Here is a 17,457-nt window from a genome sequence, read left to right as displayed (position 1 = left end):
ATTAACGCTCTTCCGTTGGGCAACTGATGTTTTCGTCATACAGCCACGGCCCGGCGTGGTGGGTCAGCGGGTACTGGTAGCTGACCCACTGCTCGCCGACCTGGCGGTGCATCAGGCACGACGCCGGCGACAGGTCGTAGTACGGGCGGCGGTCTTCGTGGAAATAGGGCACCTGATGGACGGTTCCCGGGATGGTGGAGATGATCGCCTGGCGATACTGGGTCAGGGTCAGACTATGGTTATGACCGCAGAAGATGCGCGTCAGGGAAGGGAAGCGCTCCACCAGCGCCAGCAGACGATGGCCGTTTTCGCAGGCGATGGGGTCCATCTGGGCATTGCCCAGCGGCAGCGGCGGGTGGTGCATAAACACCGTCGCCGGCTTATCGCCGCCGTCGAACAGCTGGGCCTCCAGCCATTTGATGGTTTCGTCGGTCAGCCAGCCGCTGGAGGTGCCGGCGCGGCTGGAGTCGATAAACAGCAGGCGGGTGGCGAAGTCGTCCACCGCGTAATGCATGTTCTGCGGGTCGCTGCCGAGCTGCGGGCACAGCGGATGCAGGTATTCGAGAAACAGGGCTTTATCGTCGTGATTGCCGGGGATCAGATACAGCGGATAGTTCAGGCAGCCGAGGATCTGGCGGGCAACCTCGTACTCCTGCGGGCGGCCGCAGTTGACGATATCGCCGCTGACCACCACCGCGTCCGGGCGCTCCGCCAGGGCGTTGAGCTGGGAGACCACGTCGGCATTGGCGGCGTTGACGTCGATAAAGCCGTACAGCTTCTGCCCGCGGCTGCGGAAATGGGTATCGGAAATCTGGGCTAACAGCATAGATAACTCCTTATTTGATCCCGGAGAAGCCGAAGCTTCGCAGGAACTGTTTCTGGAAAAGGATGAACGCCAGCATCAGCGGCAGGCAGACCATCAGCGTCCCGGCGCCGATGGTGCCCCACTGGCCGCCGGATTCGGCGCCCATGGCGAAGGAGACCAGCCCCACGGTCAGCACCTGCTTATCGGGATCGTTGAGCATCATTAGCGGCCACAGATACTCGTTCCAGTGGTAGGTAATGCTGACGGTGGCGAAGGCCAGCACCGACGGCCAGGACATCGGCAGCAGCACGCGGAACAGCACCTGCCACCAGCGGCAGCCCTCCATCAGCGCGGCTTCTTCCAGCTCTTTGGGGATGGCGAGGAACGCCTGGCGCATCAGGAACACGCCGAACGCCGAGGTGAAGTAGGGCATCATCACCCCGGTGAGAGTGTTGAGCAGGCCGAAGGTCTTCAGAGTCAGCATGTTCGGCACCATCATCACCACCGGCATGATCATCAGCTGGACCAGGAACAGCAGGAACAGGGTCTGCTTGCCGCGGAACTGGTGGCAGGCGAAGACATAGCCGGCGGTGGTGATGGTCAACAGCTGCACGAAGAAGGTGCCGAAGGTAAAAATAAGGGTGTTGGCGTAGAGGCTTAGCCAGTCGGCGCTGGCCCAGGCGTCGCGGAAGTTATCCAGCGTCAGCGGCAGGCGCGGCAGCAGGGAGGCCATATCCTCGCCGAAGGTGGTGGCGCTGAACGCGGTAGCCAGCATCCAGATAAACGGGCTGACCCACAGCAGAGCCAGGCAGCACATCAGCACGCTGAGGGTGAACGGCTGCGAGCGACGCAGGCGCAGCCACAGCGGTAGTGAGGCGACCGGCGAACGAACAACCAGCGGCGAGGCTTCAGCGCTCATAGTGGGCTCCTTTCTCCAGCAGTTTGAGGTTAAGCAGCGAGAAGGCGAACAGCCCGGCCAGGGTCAGGAAGGTGGCGGCGGAGGCTTTGCCGAGGTCGTGGGTATCCCACGCCAGATTTTGGATGTAGTAGAGCAGCACGGTGGTGGCATTATCCGGCCCGCCGCGGGTCATCACCGCCACGTGGTCAATCTGGGTGATGGAGTAGATCAGCGCGGTGGTGATCACGAAGCTCAGGGTCGGGCGCAGCAGCGGCAGCGTCACCTTAAAGAACACCTGGCTGCGGGTGGCGCCTTCCATGATCGCCGCTTCGCGCGTTGAAGCCGGGATGCTCTGCAACCCGGCGAGGAAGAACAGCATGTAGTAGCCGGCGAACTTCCATACGCCGATCAACGCCAGCGCCAGCAGGGCGCTGTTGCTGCGCCCCAGCCAGTTGTTGTTCATCGGCCCGAACAGCTTCGCCAGATAGTGGTCGAGCAGGCCGAGCCCGGGCATAAAGATAAACAGCCACAGCGCGGCGGCGCTGACCATCGGGATAATCATCGGGAAGAAAAAGGCGGTGCGCAGCCAGCGGTTAACGCGGTGGTTTTCGCTCAGCGCGACGGCCAGCAGCAGGGCCAGCGTCACGCCGGGGACCACCGTCAGCAGGATATAGAGCAGGTTGTTGAGCAGCGACTGCCAGAAGACGTTATCGGCGAACAGGCGGACGAAGTTATCCAGCCCGACGAACGGCGCGTTGTCGCTGGCCATGCGGGTATCGAACAGGCTGTCGTACACCGAACGGCCCAGCGGGAACCAGGTAAACAGCAGTAAAAACAGCAGGGAGGGCGACAGTATCAGCCAGGGGAGCCAGGTTTTTCTCATGGTGGCAGACGTCTCGTTCAGGCGTTTATGGAAGCCCGGATTGTGAGAACGAATGACTGCAAGGGGATGGCGGGGAGATGACCGTTTAATGAACCTTCAGCGGGCGCCGGCTGAGGGAACAGGCCGGGCAGACGCGCCGCCCGGCGGATAAGGGGGGCTAGAAGTCGGCTTTCAGCACCACGCGATAGCGGGCTTTACCCTCGCGCACGTGTTTCAGCGCCTCGTTGATCTGCGACATCGGGAACAGCTCGGTAGTCGGGGCCACTTTGCTGCGTCCGGCAAACTTCATCAGCTTGCGCAGCTCGGACGGGTTGCCGGTAGCTGAACCAGAAATGCTGCGGTCGCCGCCAATCAGGGTAAAGGCGGGAACCTGTAGCGGCTTCATCACCGCGCCGACGGTATGGAAGTTGCCGCCGTACGCCAGCGCTTCGAAGTACGGCTGCCATTCGAGATCCACCGCTACGGTGTTGATGATCAGATCGAACTGGCCGGCCAGCGCTTTTAGGGCTTCAGGATCGCGGCTGTTCACCACTCGATCGGCGCCCATCGCCAGCACTTCCTGCTCTTTTGCCGGACTGGAGCTGAAGGCAGTCACTTCGGCGCCCATGGCGCGCAGCAGCTTAATGGCGATATGGCCGAGGCCGCCGATACCAATGACGCCCACGCGGCTGGTGGCGGTGACGTGGTGCATCAGCAGCGGTTTAAAGACGGTGATCCCGCCGCACAGCATCGGGCCGGCGGATTCGATATCGATACTCTCCGGCAGCGGGATCACCCATTGCCAGTCGGCGCGCAGCTTATCGGCAAAGCCGCCGCGGTTGATGATGGTCGGCACCGAGCCTTCGAGGCAGTTGATCTGGTTGCCGCTGATGCAGGCATCGCAGTGCCCGCAGCTGCGGGCCGTCCAGCCGATGCCCACCTTCTGGCCGACTTTCAGCCCTTTATCCTGCGCCGCGCTGCCCAGCGCCGCCACGCGGCCAATCACCTCATGGCCGGCAACCAGCGGATAGCTCGACATGCCCCATTCGTTGTCGATCATCGACAGGTCGGAGTGGCAGATGCCGCAGTATTCAACCTGTACTTCGACATCCTGCGGCAGCAGTTCGCCCGCGTCGTACTCCCACAGCGACAGATCGGCGCCCGCTTCTTTGGCGGCGTAGCTTTTAATTGTGCTCATCACGATTTCCTTGCTTTGGCGTAGATAAACAGAAAGTGTAGAGCATGGGGCGGGGCGACGCTTGGCAGAAGGAGGCAGGCAGACGGGGCAATCGAAGAGGGAAGGGTAAGGGGTAAGGGGTAAGCTTGCCGGGCTGGCGAAGGGGAAAATGTGACCTGAGACGCTCCTGAGCAGGCCGGGCGCTGTTTTTTTCGACACTTAGCGTGGCGGAGACACGCTGCTGCTTGCATGGCGGCCATCGACAGGTATAATCCACAACGTTTCCGTATCCCTTCAGTGCCGAAGTGGCGAAATCGGTAGACGCAGTTGATTCAAAATCAACCGTAGAAATACGTGCCGGTTCGAGTCCGGCCTTCGGCACCATTAGTACTTCCAAGACCATCCGAGAAAGTCCAATCATCCCTTAAAAATCAATGCTTGCAGCGATTTTTACGTCCTGCGTCGTCCGAGGTTGTCCGTTGAAATCAGGATGTCATTGGGGGCATCTTAACTTCGATTAGAAATGTGCCCCCAAAATGAAGCTCAACGCCAGGCAGGTAGAGACCGCAAAGCCTAAAGACAAAACCTACAAAATGGCCGATGGTGGCGGTTTGTATATGGAGGTTTCGGCTAAGGGTTCTAAATACTGGCGCATGAAATACAGACGCCCCTCAGACAAAAAAGAGGATCGCCTCGCTTTTGGTGTTTGGCCTACTGTGACGCTTGCTCAGGCAAGAGCAAAGCGCGACGAAGCTAAAAAGCTGTTAGTGCAGGGCATTGACCCAAAAGCCGAACAGAAAGAAGCTCAGGCTGAGAGTTCGGGGACATACACTTTCGAAACCATTGCTCGCGAATGGCATGCCAGCAACAAGCGCTGGAGTGAAGACCATAGAGCGAGAGTTCTTCGCTATCTTGAGCTTTATATCTTCCCTCATATCGGTTCGTCCGACATTCGCCAGCTCAAAACCAGCCACCTGTTAGCCCCGATTAAAAAGGTTGATGCCAGTGGCAAGCATGACGTCGCGCAGCGTCTTCAGCAGCGTGTCACGGCCATTATGCGTTATGCCGTCCAGAACGATTACATAGACTCTAACCCGGCCAGTGATATGGCTGGTGCTTTATCAACAACCAAAGCAAGACACTATCCTGCTTTACCCTCTAGCCGGTTCCCTGAGTTTCTTGCTCGTCTTGCTGCATATCGTGGCCGTGTAATGACGCGGATCGCGGTTGAGCTTTCTCTGCTAACTTTTGTACGTTCCAGCGAGTTACGCTTTGCTCGTTGGGAAGAGTTTGATTTCGATAAATCTCTTTGGCGTGTGCCTGCAAAGCGAGAAGAAATTAAAGGCGTGCGTTACTCATACCGTGGCATGAAGATGAAAGAGGAGCATATAGTTCCGCTTAGTCGGCAGGCGATGATTTTGCTAAACCAGTTAAAGCAGATTAGTGGTGATAAAGAGCTGCTTTTTCCGGGTGATCATGACGCAACAAAGGTTATGAGTGAAAACACGGTAAACAGCGCATTGCGTGCTATGGGGTATGACACGAAAACCGAGGTTTGCGGGCATGGATTCAGGACGATGGCGCGTGGTGCGCTCGGTGAGTCAGGGTTATGGAGCGATGATGCGATAGAACGTCAGTTGAGCCACTCAGAGCGTAACAATGTGCGTGCAGCTTATATCCATACGTCCGAGCATTTGGATGAGCGGAGACTGATGGTGCAGTGGTGGGCTGATTACCTTTATATAAATGCACAGGGCTATATAACGCCCTATGATTTTGGTAAAAGCCCTATTTAATTGATGTTACTTCAAACAGGGTCGTAAGACCCTGTATATCATTTTTTCCATATTTTACTGTATCCTGGAGAATCAGATTCAGGAGGATATATAGGCTTGTCTATTTGTATAGTCATGGGGATTGGGAAATCAACACCAACCAGAGCAACTTCTCCTTGCTTGAGGCTTGGTAAAAATGATGCTGCAGATTTATCAATTTCACCACAAGCTCGCTCAACAACATCTCTATCTCTATCATTCGTTAAACGATGGACTAACAAGGTTCCAATTTGACTAAGTACACCTTCTGTAATATCTCTAGGCCTTTGTGTTGTTAGGCAAATATTTAGGCCATACTTTCGACCTTCTTTTGCGATCATCTCGAAAGCATCAAGTTTAACCGCATGATCTTCTGATCCCACTCGCTTACCAAGAAAGTTATGGGCTTCGTCTACTATGACTAATAATGGATTAAGTCTGAATTTTTCTAGACGAGCTAGTGTTAAAAGCTTTCTTCCAATAACATTTGCAAGAATTTCTCTTGCATAGAATTCATAGCTTACATCACTAAGGCATAACCTGAGCACCCGTTTATTAGACAATAAAAAGGATTCTAATATTGTTCCTAATGTTTCAATTTCCTCGCCACTATTAAAAACAGATTTTAATGAGCTCGCATAAGTGACAGCTTGAATTCTTGTTAAAAGAGAAGAGCAATAGCTTAAGTCTTGAGTTGCAGCGTTTCCCCAAGAATTGTCACCATTGTCGTAACAACATTCCTGAACGATTTGCTTTATGAGTTTAGTTATATCAAAAGGTTGGGATGGATTATCAACAAGTTTTGAGTTATCTCCTGTATTCATCGCGCGGCGATAATCTGTTTTAGGTTGGTTTATTTTTTTCAAAATACCATCAGTTGCAATGGTTGGGTCTAATGATACTAATCTAAGGCTTTTTATGGCCTCTTTAAGTTTAGGTCCCTGAACCTTACCAGAGGGATCAAACATAGCAACAAAATCTGATTCAATGAAATCAGTAGGTGGTATTCTAAACTCTAAGGAGTTAATGTTTTTATTTATTGGTGAGCTTAAATGGTAATGTAAGCAGTGTTCTGATTGAAATGATCTATATTCGCTTGTTGCATCAATGATTATTGTCTTGGAATTTTCATAATTAGAGCATTCTTCTATCAGTTTAGCTGTTGTCCAGCTTTTTCCTCCTCCAGTAGCACCAAGAATGGCGCAATGTCTTCCAAAAAGTTTATCTGGCTCAACTGTGACTATACTTGTAGAACCTCCTGAAATATTTCCTAAAACAATTCCGACCCGTTCTTCCTCATCACTTACGAGACCTTTATTAATTAGTTCTGGGATTAAAGATATAAAGTCCAAAGGAGCAGAGTAAACTCTATCACCTAATCGAGGGTAGGATTTTATTCCTGAATCAATACGGAAATTCGATGGATCTATTGTACCAAGTAATTGAATTACCCCTACGGCATCAACTTTATAGTTCTTATGTAACTCACCAGATATCTCTCCTCTATCACGTTCGGGTAGTTTAACTTCTATTAATCGCCCTAATACTATGGATTGTTGACCTTCAATTAATAATATTTCCCCAACTTCGCCTTTACCATATCTAGAGCCATCTAAATATGTGCCGCTAATTTCACCGGCATAATTTAGGTTAACTCTGACGGTTTGAGCGAAAATTGATGAAATAACTCCCACCTTTAGATCATTTCTTAGAATTCCAAGTTGAAGTGTTATGTTTTTCATATTTAATCGTTAGCTCCAACTTGTTTTATGATTTTAGCTAATTGTTCGGCTGGTGTTAATGCTTTGAGATTAGGAACTAGTTTGACAAAATCAATAAATGAGGAGTTTATAAAATGTATATCATATCCTGATAATGCAAGTTCCATTAGCAATGGCCAATATTTGCTTGAGCCGTTTTCTCCATTGTTTTGTATATGGGTTGCACATTTATAATCCACAACAATTAATCGCATGCTCGGATTCGATTTAATTGCTGAATAAATTGGTTCAGAAAGGTGATCATCATTAAAACCAAACCCAGATATCACTAGACAATTATTCTTTTTTCTTAAGAAATCAAGAAGTCTTGAAAGTAACTCCAAGTGAGGTTGGATAAAAGCTTGTTGGTATTTACCTTTGGCAGGATAAATTAGACAAGCGTTTGTGGCTTCAGGTTTGTTAGATTCATAGATTTGCCCATCTTTTCTTATCCAACTAACTGAGCCGTGAAGTTTGAATAATTGGAATACACCTTCTATAAATTCGTGCTCGTTTTCATCTCTTTTCACGACATCATAGTTAAAGTACTTACCATCGAACCTACGAAGGCCTGTATAGGAAAGACCATCTACTACCATCATTCCTAATTCTGAAGCAGCTGTTTCAAAAGTTAAATCATAGTTAGTGGTAAAAACTTTAAGCCTAGGGTCTCTTACTCTTCTTCTTGCCATTTTTTGAAGTAAATTCACGTAGGCTGTAAGATCGCAATTTCCATCATCAATAAATGAACGACATTTGTCTAAAATAATCAATTTAACTTGGTTTAAAAAATTCAATACATTTTCATCATCATGGAAAGCTAAGTATGCTTCACAATTTGAAAGAAAGTGTTCAATGTTTGGGTAGTCTCGTTCTGAATATCTTACTTTATCACAAACAGTTATTGCATCTGGCTTCAATTGCCCATTTTCTAGCAATAAAGGGTTTTCCCACATTGCAAACTTCCAAAGATCCCACATGCTTGGTCCACCAACATCACCTAGTGACGTGCCGCTACCAGCGAAGAATGAGAGGTTCGGGAATTGTAATGATTTTAATAAAAATTCATTAATATATGCTTGGTTGTCTTTTAATTTTTTATTTTCTCCTTCGGATAGAGGTAATGGTTGCGGAATTGGTGTGCCTGCATCTTCTAATATTTGGTTCTGCCTGCGATCACGCCAATATATATATGATTTATAATCTAATGCTTTCCAGTCAGTACTGCCTGGTTTCAAATAAGAGAGGTATCCGTCAGGATTGGTAGCCATGATCATTATCCATTGATGTCGTCAGGAAGTTGTCCCTTCAATTTACTACACATGATGAAGAAGAAAAAGTAACCATAAATACAATATTAAAATATCTTGCGTTCAATACGTTACTGAGAAGCTTTATGAGGGAATATACTCGTTTTGGAGCAGGTTACATCAGGCTTGGAGCTGGAAAGGAGGGGGGAGAATGAGATGTTCTGCTCAAATCTATACTCTCAACACTAAAAGTGATTATACCCGAATGAGGGCGGTTGTAGCTTCCCCCCGTCTCAGAGCGTATCAGAAGCTCTCCAAACCCTTGAAAGCATCGTAGATACTCATGCAAACCCGCGCAGCGCAGCGACGCGCTCAGGGCGCGAAATTAAATATCATTAAATAAATACTTTACCGCTGGCGCGCAGTGCTCTCCCCGCCACGCCTGCCCGCTTCGTGGGTCGGTTTTCATGCAGGTGCATCGGGGGGATCAGACTGCGCCGGGACGGGTCTGCGAAGGGAATGACGGGACGGGAAAGCGCATGCAAAACCATGCCCCCTGTGGATGCATGGCTTAATTCAGGAAAAATAGCGGTATTTTCGGGGATTTTTTGCGGGGGCTACCTGCCGGCCAGTTCCGTGCGCCGGCGGGCATAAATCAGGCTCTGCGCGGGGGTGTATTTTTCCTGATTATCCACCCGCGAAGCCGCGTCAGGCCTGAATCCGATGGCCGTTAAAATATCGCTGTCTTCTGCGGCATAATTAATTACTTCACCGGTACTCAGCCACACGGGCAGCGCTTCGCGCAGGCAATGCGCCGAACGGTCGAGCGTATGGTTTTTTATCTTTGCAGGCTGCATTTTAATCCTCATCAGCTCAGGTGCCAGCGTGGCGGCGAGCTTTGCTCCGTGTGCCTGCATGAAGTCATTCAGCCGGTTGCGGGTACTGATGCGCTGCACCGCTTCATGGGAGCAGATATAGCGCCCGGCGGCCTGATTAATCTCCCATTTTTTGACGTCGATAATGTCGCGCAATGTCTGCATTCTGCCCGGTATACGGTCATCCCCGGCCAGCATCTGCTCGCGGTATTCCTGCTCTGCGGCCGCGAGTTCGGCTTTACGATTCAGCCAGGCGGTTTCGTTCTTCTGACAGGCCTCAAAGCTTGCTGTAGCGTAAGGGTGGTCATGGTCAGTTCTCCCCTGATTAATGGCGATATGGCGAGCTGTAGCAGCCCTGCACTTTACGGGGGGGATGACCGGCTCCGCAACAGGCGGCGTTTTCTCCTGCTTCTGCCAGACCTTACGCTCGCCGGGCGTGTTGGTGGCGTCATTGTCTATGTGCGGGAGGGTGACGACCGGGAAGCCGGTCAGGGAGAGCACCGGCTCATCCGCTAGCGTGACGGAGAAGGCGTTCGCTTTTCCACTCAGAAAGGTGACCACCTGCTGCATGAATGCATGACTGCATGACTGCATGACTGCATGACTGCATGCTGCAACATCATCAAGAACACGGTTGATTATGATGGGCCTGGATGGCTCGTCAGCTGATGCTCAATATTAAACGCAGCTCAAAGATAAGTGGTCGTCAGCCATACCTCCGACTGCAACACAATCTCCAGCAGACGGTGGCGTAATGTTTGATCCTTGGTGAATTTGCTCACTATAATACATGTATCCAAAATGCTACATGCTTAGTTATCCAGTCTCGAAATATTACATCACTAATGAATAGTGAGATCGTTTTTTTCTAAACAGAAGAGAAATGCACTGTAAGTTGATTTCAAACAACCCTCTTTCAATAAAATCAATTTATTAATGTGTAATGAAATTTTTAAATGCAAAGTGATGTTTAAACAAAGGTAGCCTTAATCAGGAAGGAGACTTGATGAGACTGGAGCAAGCATATAGTCTGGAATTAGGTAAGGACATCACAGCAGACGAGGCTGATAAATTTTTTTCTGAGGGAGCTTTAACTTCAAAGCATCTTTTTGAATGTCCTGAGCAGGGCTGCAATGCTCAGGTTACCTGTGCAAATTTGGATAGGCCAAAACGCCTTCGTAAGCGAGATCCTTACTTCAAATTTGTATCCGAACATAGCTCAACTTGCCGACTTGAAGCAGAGTCTGATGAAGAGATACGCTATGTGAAAACAACTCAAGAAGATCCTGAAGCACTCCCATTCATACTCGACGATGTAGTAGATATAGATTTATCCCCGCCAGGCAAACGTATTGTTCATGATTTACCCACATTAGAGGATGAGGACGCAATTGCAAAACGGCTGCGTAAACCAGTCGTCAATGATGACGAAGAAAGCCTGAAACACCGACATTCAAGGAAGCGACTTTCTGGCCTCGTTCATTCCTTTATTAGAAAAGAGAATTTTTTCCTCAATACGGCAGACGGGAAACTTCCCCTTAGAGATTTCTTCATAAAAGTTAACGATAGCAAAGATTTGAGTACATATTCAGATGAACCGCGCATTTTTTTCGGGAAGGCATGGCTTAACCGTAAGGATAATTACTATCTTGTACGTTTTGATAGTGAAATGCGGGCAGGGGAATTAAGGTGCAAACCAACTTTTTTCATCCCCGCCAGACTTGTTGATAGCTCAGAATACAAAAGAACGTCAAGGGAAACTTTAGATAAACTATCATTGGCATCAAGACCGCTTTATCTATTTATTTTCAGTGAGTTACCGCCTGTAAGAAGTAATGCTGGTGATTATATAAATTTCAAACTAGACGATTTGAATTACTTATATTACCTACCGTGGGGGAAAAATTATAACGGGTGAAGTTCTTTTGAGGGGCATAGTTGGTTTATGAATAGTATCTTGATTCACTTATGAGAACTTTATTTTTTCTTATCGATACTGAACAGTAATGTAACATTGCTCTATCCATTTTGGAAGGAGGGGATATAATCCCTAAAACAGGTATATTTGCCTTACTACCAACATAAAATAAGATTATTTTAAATAAAATCATACTTTTAAAATGGATTGTCTACTAAGCAATCTGTACCTTAAACCACAGTTCACAAAAGGGTATTGGGTGGTTTATGACTCTGCATGAAAAATTTGTAAGCGGCGATGCGCATTATTCTCCCTTAACGTTTCCTGGGGTAGGAACACTACATTCTGGCGTGCGATCAGAAGGCAGTATTACTCTGCCACATGATTCAGATTTTGCCATGTTGCGCAATGCATTACTGAGAACACAGCGGGTAGTTGTTCCTTGTATGAGTAAACTCAAGGCATACGGCACAATTGAGGCGATCGCCAATGGCAAAACATGCCCTTAGCTTGTTTCTTAAAATAATGCTGTTTTCTGTGGTTATGCTGATTGTCGCGAAGGTGATTCCTTACGACGGTTTAGTCAGTTCAATCATCGGTCTTTTTGATTTCCACAGCGCCCGTCGTTTTACTCGTTTCATACTCGGTGAACCCGATTTAGAAGTGTGGGAATCGTTACATATTTACTTCGCTATTCTGATCAATACCCTGATCAGTGTTCCTGCTATGAGCATGATGATCACCGCTTACAACGGCATGACACGCAAAGTTAATCCAGCCAACCTCTTTGATGACTGGATTTTATCCACCCTGCGACGTCTTGTTAAGGTATTCGCGTTCACGTTCCTGTTCTGGACACTGTTCCGCTTCCTGCCTTACTCGTCTGTTTTTACTGATGGAGAAACATATCCTGCTTTCATTATTGCGGCTGCCGTGGCGTTCAATCTGCTGCTAACGACGGCTTGCTATTGGTTCATCATGAATAAAATCACCACCAAAAGAAGTTTGTAGAATGCCTGTTCCGGCTTATATGTTGCTTAAAGACGATGGCGGCGCAGGTATTAAGGGCGCTGTAGACGTTCAGTATTGTGTAAGGCGTATGATAAACCTATAAATCATTAAAGATTTGAAGGAGTGCTGATGGATACAGTCGAAGAACTAAACGGAACATACTTCTATGCGGGGAAATTGAATCTTACCGCCGCTGAACTGTTTTTTATGGTTTTTATTTTCAACACCGCTGATCAATTCGGTATTAAAGACATTGTCGCAGCTTGTGCGCTGTATGCAGGTATAAACGATCAGAAGACGCGCACTAAACCCGGTACAGCGATTCAAGGGACTTCACGCCTTTCGAAAGGGATTAGAAAAGCATTCGGAAAACGGTTCTTTCCGTTCGGTATTAAACTTCCTACGTGGGTCGGTGGTTATACGCCGTGGACGGTAAAACGTAGAATGGTCAGAAGTATCGGAGCGTGGGTAGGTCGAACTATCCCGTTAGTTGGCGAGGTCGTTCTTTTGGTTGATGTTTCACAAATTACCTACAATTCGATCCGAGAATACAACACCATAGCGAGAGGCAACGATAAGTTATGGTAGACCCTATTGAACAACGAGTAATCGAAATGATCACTATTCGTAGTGGTTGTTACATATTCAGGAAAAAGAAATACGATACGTACACAGCAGAGTCAAGCATTCATTTTGATGTGCAGCTTGATCAGGATGATGTTGAAGAGTTGGTTGAAGAGTTTGCAAAGGAATTTGGCGTTGATATGTCTAATTTCCATCTTGAAGCCTACTACCCCGAAGTTAAGTTTTCATGGAATCTATTCAAAAAACCTGACCCTGTGGATGTTCCTGATTTCACGATTGACATGTTTATTCAATCGGCTAAGGCCGGGAAATGGTTGTTCGACTAATTGTGAGGAGCTTAATAAATGGCTGTACCTGTTCACCTAATTTTCAAAGATGATGGCGGATCGCAGATCGTGGGGTCGTGTGATGTTCACGGAAGAGATGGCAGCATAGAACTACGAAGTTTGCAGCACGGCGTAATTATCCCTACAGATCCCCTCACTGGTAAAGTCACGGGTTCCCGTCAACACTGTTCTTTTAACTTCACCAAAGAGATTGACAGTTCATCGCCGTATCTGTTTAAGGCTGTTGCGACAGGCCAGACGCTGAAAAGTGCTGAATTTAATTTCTACAGAATTAACTACAGTGGACAAGAGGAAATCTACTACATCATCACGTTAGAAAATGTGAGAGTGGTTCACTATAGCCCTGTTATGCACGACACGAGATCGGTGACCGGGACGGGTCACATGGAAGATATTTCCCTGAGTTATGAGAAAATCACGCACCTTTATAAAGACGGTAACATTCTTCACTCTGATTCCTGGAACGAGAAGTATGGCTGTCATTAACGATGTCGGGCAAGAGGTGGAATACTGTACTATACGGATGCTGCCCTATGGCCTGATTATCATCAGCTCTACTGGCTAAAAGAGACCCCTCGTGCTGGATAAGAGAAACCCGGCCGTCGGCGTTTTATCGGTTCAGCGTACGGAATAACAGAGTATGGGTGGATGGAATATAGCGGCGAGCGATTACCAACAAAAACCTACGTTATCGTTAAGATAACGTAGGTTCATTATTATTTAATTAAACCGTGATTCGCTGGCTTGCCAGCTATACGTACCATCGGCCATTAACGCATCGCCCAGCTCCTGATAATGGAAATCGTAAAACTCTGCGCTGGCGTCATAACCTGAGTAGTCTACAGCCGCAAGGCCAACGAACGCCCCGGTAAAGAATCCGCCATAGCTTTGCAGCACGTAATCGTCGGAAAGAATGGCGGCATCTAATTTAACGGGGATTTCCGTGAAATTGACCCCATCAAAACTGTATTCATAGCTATACGTTTGTTTGCGAACTTTGCTGCGGAACCAGACGAACTCGGTCCCTTCGGGGATCTTGATGGCATCATCTTTCAAATATGACGTGTATTTCCCACGGTTATTTTCACCGACCTCAATGACTGAGCCATTAATCTCATTCCAGGTGATGAACACAAAACTCCAGTGGCGATCGTTGTAGTAATTCGTTAATCCTGCCATCTGTTGATAATTGAACGGATTAAATTTCACTTTAACCTGGGCATCAAAATAGAAGGCTTGCCAGCGTCGGGCAATAAGCGACAGGTTATGCGTATTGGCTAATGAACCCTGGCCGATTAACGTCAGCTTGCCATCGCCGGTGGTCCCCATTTTTTCTGTGAACGGAACCCGCAGCGTATTCCAGTTAGGATCGAGCGTTGCTGTTTTAAACGCATCGTACTGACTATGGTCTTTGGCACTTTCGGTGTAAATGGCATCGGTGGGTCCTTCGACAAAGGTTTTCCCGCCGTGGCCCCCTTCGATACGCGGCCAGCCGTCGGCATCCCAATACACTTTCTGGATCGCGGTTTCTCTGCCCAGAGTTGACCAGCCACGCGGATCATAGGCCGACTCACCTGGACGATTCCACGGACGGGCGCAGAGCGAGGCATAATACCATTCACCTTTGGGGGTGGAGACCAAAGCGCCATGCCCCTGCTTCTGGATGTAGCTGTCCGGGGTATCGACGTTCGTTAAGAACACTTCCCCTGGCTCGGTTTCAAAGCTGTTGGCCTCTAAGGTTCTGGAGCGTGCAACAACCTCCTGGTGGGTAAAGACGGTCCCCCCCTGCGCGGCGAAAAGATAATAATAGCCGTTCAGTTTGTAGAGGTGTGGCCCCTCGACGAGTGCAACGGCGGTGCCCCGATAGATGGTCCGCGCGGTTGCCGGTTTTAATTTCAGTGTCCTGGTATCAAGCTCAGTTAACGTGATGCCATCGAAGGGGTGATGGTACTCTCGATGGTCCCAGGTTTGCTGCACGATATATTTACGCCCGTCATCGTCATGGAAAAGCGAGGCATCAAAACCGACGCCATTCAGTTTGACAGGATCTGTCCACGGACCACGGATATCGGTCGCGGTGGTCAGATAGTTGGTCATGTCTTTAAAGGCGCCTTCGGTGATTTTCACATCGGTATACACTAACCAGAATTGGCCATCGGCATACGAGAGCGCCGGCGCCCAAATCCCACCTGATGAAGGATTGCCTTTCATATCTAAAAGGGTCGTCGTCGACAAGGGACTGGGGAGCAGATTCCAGTGTTGCAGGTCCTTTGACTCATGCAAACGAACGCCAGGGAACCACTCAAATGTCGAGTTGGCGATATAGTAGGTGTCCCCAACACGGATAATACTGGGGTCTGCATTAAATCCGGGTAATACAGGGTTTTGGATAAGTGACATATCATTCTACCTTTTTAAAATTTCCAAATTTATATTTCTGAATTTTTATTAATTTTTAACTATACCCGGATCTCATCCAGCTGACGGTTGATCTCGGTGACATTTTTGTCTGAGATAGGATAGAGTTGAATAATGATCATCGAAATAGCGGCTAACACAATGGGCATCCACACCGCGGTCATAATGATTCCGTCGATCGCATTGGCACTTTGTTGCGCGCCGGTTTCGCTAAAGCCATAGGCGGCCAGTAACCAAAGTGGAATCGCGCCGCCAATCGTGAAACCAATCTTGAAGAACAGTCCCATAATCGCATTAATGATTGCGGCATTGCGTTTGCCTGATTTTAATTCGCCATAGGCAATCACTTCTGGAACAAGCGCCCACATGAAGCCAGTCGCCGAGGTTAAGCCCCATTGTTTAATGAAGGTTGCGACGTAAGCAAGCCACAGGGCATCGTGCATGCCTTCGCGTGACCACACGTAGGTCAGTAATTCACCCACAATAAACATGCCAAGGAAAAGATGGAAGAAGCCTTTTTTACCGAAGATTTTCTTCAGTCTGGACCAGAAAATAGGGAAGATGATGCCGGGAATTGAGGCGACAAGACCAATCGCTCCCATCCATTCAGAATGACCGACAACAAACTGATTGAAAAAGCCATTTACCGTGTTCATGAAAAACATGAAGGTAAAAGCTAACATGAAAAAGAATCCGAGAATGACAAGCGGCCGGTTATTTTTGAGTTCAAGGAATAAATCTGTCGCTTTTACGTTAGCCGTCTGTTCTGCTGTCGCAACCACACGCTCTTTGGTGAATTTATAGCAGAAGAAAAGCGCCGCTGCGCCGATTAACATATAAATTGAGTAAACGCCAAACCACGCATAGTTAGCCGAAGGGTCGGTATAGTTACCCATATTCAGCTGAAGGCCAAAAAAACCCGTATCCTTGAGGCTGCGATCTTTGGGGGAGGCCATCTGCACAAACATCGGGAACAGGGTATAAACAAGCAGGTTGGCGCTGTTTGCCAGCATCATGCGGGTACTGGTCAGTTTATCAATCGATTCAGGATCTCTCGTCAATGATGCATTAAGCGAACCATAAGGAATATTCACCAATGAATAAACTAAATCCAGCGCCAGATAAATGATAAACGCAAATGGAACCGAACCTCTTATTCCGGGAATAGGCGCAAAAAGCAACGCGGAAAGAATCACGAGGGGAATGCCCGCTCTTAAAAGCCAGGGACGATATTTACCCGCACTTGAACTTCTTTTGTCAACATAGGTGCCGACCATCGGATCCCAGAAAACATTAACGATGCGCACAAACAGAAATATAAACCCCGCCGTCGCGGTGCTGATGGTATTTACCGTCAACATGTGAAGAGCAAGAAAACCGCCTATCGTACCAAAAACAAGGTTTTGCGCAAAATCACCCATCCCATAACCAATGCGTTCCCCACGAGTTAATTTATGATATTCATCATGCCGACTTTGCATTATGTTTTTGCTCATTCTAATCAAGTCTCCGGTTTCTTTTGAGAATGTGAAACACTTTCTGACACAGATGACCTCCGGGAATCCATTACGATTTTACATTAAGTAATTATGTTTTTTTACTTCTGTGATCATCGAAACTCAGGCTCTCTCGAGGCCGCGTATCCCGCCTGTTGACGCGCCGCTGACAGGCAATATCTGCGGCAGGTAAATGTCCCCCGGCAACAGCTGATTTTTATTTTAGTGATTGTCACCTGAA

14 protein-coding genes, 1 tRNA gene and 3 pseudogenes are annotated in these 17,457 nt (G+C 48.2%); 7 read left to right on the top strand and 11 right to left on the bottom strand.

Translation table 11 applies throughout. The features are described from left to right. Position 1 precedes the first annotated feature (1 nt). The 4 genes from DSD31_RS22920 to ahr all read right to left on the bottom strand — a co-directional run bounded on the left by DSD31_RS22920 (position 2) and on the right by ahr (position 3,763). A complete protein-coding gene (locus DSD31_RS22920; RefSeq protein WP_113991333.1) occupies positions 2-826 on the bottom strand; it encodes a phosphodiesterase in 825 nt (274 codons plus the stop codon). 10 nt (positions 827-836) lie between these two features. Further along, positions 837-1,724, bottom strand: a complete 888-nt coding sequence (locus tag DSD31_RS22915) for a carbohydrate ABC transporter permease (protein ID WP_004857406.1) — start codon at positions 1,722-1,724, stop codon at positions 837-839. Next, positions 1,714-2,586: a carbohydrate ABC transporter permease gene (locus DSD31_RS22910; protein ID WP_004857408.1), complete on the bottom strand. Its 873-nt coding sequence runs from the start codon at positions 2,584-2,586 to the stop codon at positions 1,714-1,716. The genes DSD31_RS22915 and DSD31_RS22910 overlap by 11 nt, the downstream gene beginning before the upstream one ends. A 157-nt stretch (positions 2,587-2,743) precedes the next feature. After that, entirely contained in the window at positions 2,744-3,763 is a 1,020-nt protein-coding gene (gene ahr / locus DSD31_RS22905; protein WP_015585286.1) for an NADPH-dependent aldehyde reductase Ahr, read from the bottom strand. 278 nt (positions 3,764-4,041) lie between these two features. Between ahr and DSD31_RS22900 the strand changes: the two genes are divergently transcribed. Together DSD31_RS22900 and DSD31_RS22895 are read left to right on the top strand one after the other, a co-directional pair. Continuing rightward, positions 4,042-4,126: transfer RNA gene (locus tag DSD31_RS22900), tRNA-Leu, on the top strand. A 152-nt stretch (positions 4,127-4,278) separates the two neighbouring features. Further along, positions 4,279-5,538 carry a tyrosine-type recombinase/integrase gene (locus DSD31_RS22895; protein ID WP_113991332.1) on the top strand — a complete coding sequence of 420 codons (1,260 nt, stop codon included), beginning with the start codon at positions 4,279-4,281 and terminating at the stop codon, positions 5,536-5,538. A gap of 38 nt (positions 5,539-5,576) precedes the next feature. Here DSD31_RS22895 and DSD31_RS22890 read toward each other — a convergent pair whose 3' ends face one another. From DSD31_RS22890 to DSD31_RS26255, 5 genes and pseudogenes are all read right to left on the bottom strand, one after another. After that, the gene (locus DSD31_RS22890; protein ID WP_085846699.1) at positions 5,577-7,298 is read right to left on the bottom strand and encodes an ATP-binding protein; all 1,722 of its coding nucleotides are present in this window, start codon (positions 7,296-7,298) and stop codon (positions 5,577-5,579) included. Positions 7,299-7,300: 2 nt separating this feature from the next. After that, positions 7,301-8,587 carry an SIR2 family protein gene (locus DSD31_RS22885; protein WP_085846707.1) on the bottom strand — a complete coding sequence of 429 codons (1,287 nt, stop codon included), beginning with the start codon at positions 8,585-8,587 and terminating at the stop codon, positions 7,301-7,303. 596 nt (positions 8,588-9,183) lie between these two features. After that, positions 9,184-9,749 (bottom strand): annotated as a pseudogene (locus DSD31_RS22880) (phage polarity suppression protein). 17 nt (positions 9,750-9,766) lie between these two features. Continuing rightward, a pseudogene (locus DSD31_RS26535) lies at positions 9,767-9,846 on the bottom strand (hypothetical protein); the annotation flags it as partial. Then, positions 9,847-10,011, bottom strand: a pseudogene (locus DSD31_RS26255) (glycoprotein 3); the annotation flags it as partial. 436 nt (positions 10,012-10,447) lie between these two features. Here DSD31_RS26255 and DSD31_RS22875 point away from each other — a divergent pair. The 5 genes from DSD31_RS22875 (at position 10,448) to DSD31_RS22845 (ending at position 13,788) form a co-directional block, all read left to right on the top strand. Next, positions 10,448-11,359, top strand: a complete 912-nt coding sequence (locus tag DSD31_RS22875) for a hypothetical protein (RefSeq protein WP_044347603.1) — start codon at positions 10,448-10,450, stop codon at positions 11,357-11,359. Between the two features lie 489 nt (positions 11,360-11,848). Continuing rightward, positions 11,849-12,370 (top strand): hypothetical protein, encoded by a 522-nt coding sequence (locus DSD31_RS22865; RefSeq protein WP_104895733.1) that lies wholly within the window; start codon positions 11,849-11,851, stop codon positions 12,368-12,370. Between the two features lie 129 nt (positions 12,371-12,499). Continuing rightward, positions 12,500-12,958 carry an STM2901 family protein gene (locus DSD31_RS22855; RefSeq protein ID WP_113991331.1) on the top strand — a complete coding sequence of 153 codons (459 nt, stop codon included), beginning with the start codon at positions 12,500-12,502 and terminating at the stop codon, positions 12,956-12,958. Continuing rightward, a complete protein-coding gene (locus tag DSD31_RS22850) occupies positions 12,952-13,281 on the top strand; it encodes a DUF1493 family protein (RefSeq protein WP_104895735.1) in 330 nt (109 codons plus the stop codon). The genes DSD31_RS22855 and DSD31_RS22850 overlap by 7 nt, the downstream gene beginning before the upstream one ends. A gap of 18 nt (positions 13,282-13,299) precedes the next feature. Continuing rightward, complete coding sequence (locus tag DSD31_RS22845; RefSeq protein ID WP_113991330.1) at positions 13,300-13,788, top strand: Hcp family type VI secretion system effector; 489 nt, start codon at positions 13,300-13,302, stop codon at positions 13,786-13,788. Between the two features lie 234 nt (positions 13,789-14,022). On the opposite strand, the gene DSD31_RS22840 is transcribed toward DSD31_RS22845, so the two are convergent. Next, positions 14,023-15,702, bottom strand: coding sequence for a glycoside hydrolase family 43 protein (locus DSD31_RS22840; protein ID WP_088883487.1), 1,680 nt, complete (start codon positions 15,700-15,702; stop codon positions 14,023-14,025). 59 nt (positions 15,703-15,761) lie between these two features. After that, on the bottom strand, positions 15,762-17,201 hold the full coding sequence (locus DSD31_RS22835; RefSeq protein WP_160873654.1) for an MFS transporter: 1,440 nt from the start codon (positions 17,199-17,201) through the stop codon (positions 15,762-15,764). Between the last annotated feature and the right edge of the window lie 256 nt (positions 17,202-17,457).

The sequence above is a fragment of the Klebsiella sp. X13 genome, assembly GCF_003323835.1.
Taxonomy (GTDB): Bacteria; Pseudomonadota; Gammaproteobacteria; order Enterobacterales; family Enterobacteriaceae; genus Klebsiella; species Klebsiella ornithinolytica.
Note: the sequence above shows the minus strand (reverse complement) of the source record. Positions and strands in the feature narration are given on the sequence as shown.

Bases quoted from the DNA above. Each gene is read 5' to 3' on its own strand.
- DSD31_RS22920 (WP_113991333.1), bottom strand. From the start codon at position 826: ATGCTGTTAGCCCAGATTTCCGATACCCATTTCCGCAGCCGCGGGCAG.
- DSD31_RS22915 (WP_004857406.1), bottom strand. From the start codon at position 1,724: ATGAGCGCTGAAGCCTCGCCGCTGGTTGTTCGTTCGCCGGTCGCCTCA.
- DSD31_RS22910 (WP_004857408.1), bottom strand. From the start codon at position 2,586: ATGAGAAAAACCTGGCTCCCCTGGCTGATACTGTCGCCCTCCCTGCTG.
- ahr (WP_015585286.1), bottom strand. From the start codon at position 3,763: ATGAGCACAATTAAAAGCTACGCCGCCAAAGAAGCGGGCGCCGATCTG.
- DSD31_RS22895 (WP_113991332.1), top strand. From the start codon at position 4,279: ATGAAGCTCAACGCCAGGCAGGTAGAGACCGCAAAGCCTAAAGACAAA.
- DSD31_RS22890 (WP_085846699.1), bottom strand. From the start codon at position 7,298: ATGAAAAACATAACACTTCAACTTGGAATTCTAAGAAATGATCTAAAG.
- DSD31_RS22885 (WP_085846707.1), bottom strand. From the start codon at position 8,587: ATGGCTACCAATCCTGACGGATACCTCTCTTATTTGAAACCAGGCAGT.
- DSD31_RS22875 (WP_044347603.1), top strand. From the start codon at position 10,448: ATGAGACTGGAGCAAGCATATAGTCTGGAATTAGGTAAGGACATCACA.
- DSD31_RS22865 (WP_104895733.1), top strand. From the start codon at position 11,849: ATGGCAAAACATGCCCTTAGCTTGTTTCTTAAAATAATGCTGTTTTCT.
- DSD31_RS22855 (WP_113991331.1), top strand. From the start codon at position 12,500: ATGGATACAGTCGAAGAACTAAACGGAACATACTTCTATGCGGGGAAA.
- DSD31_RS22850 (WP_104895735.1), top strand. From the start codon at position 12,952: ATGGTAGACCCTATTGAACAACGAGTAATCGAAATGATCACTATTCGT.
- DSD31_RS22845 (WP_113991330.1), top strand. From the start codon at position 13,300: ATGGCTGTACCTGTTCACCTAATTTTCAAAGATGATGGCGGATCGCAG.
- DSD31_RS22840 (WP_088883487.1), bottom strand. From the start codon at position 15,702: ATGTCACTTATCCAAAACCCTGTATTACCCGGATTTAATGCAGACCCC.
- DSD31_RS22835 (WP_160873654.1), bottom strand. From the start codon at position 17,201: ATGCAAAGTCGGCATGATGAATATCATAAATTAACTCGTGGGGAACGC.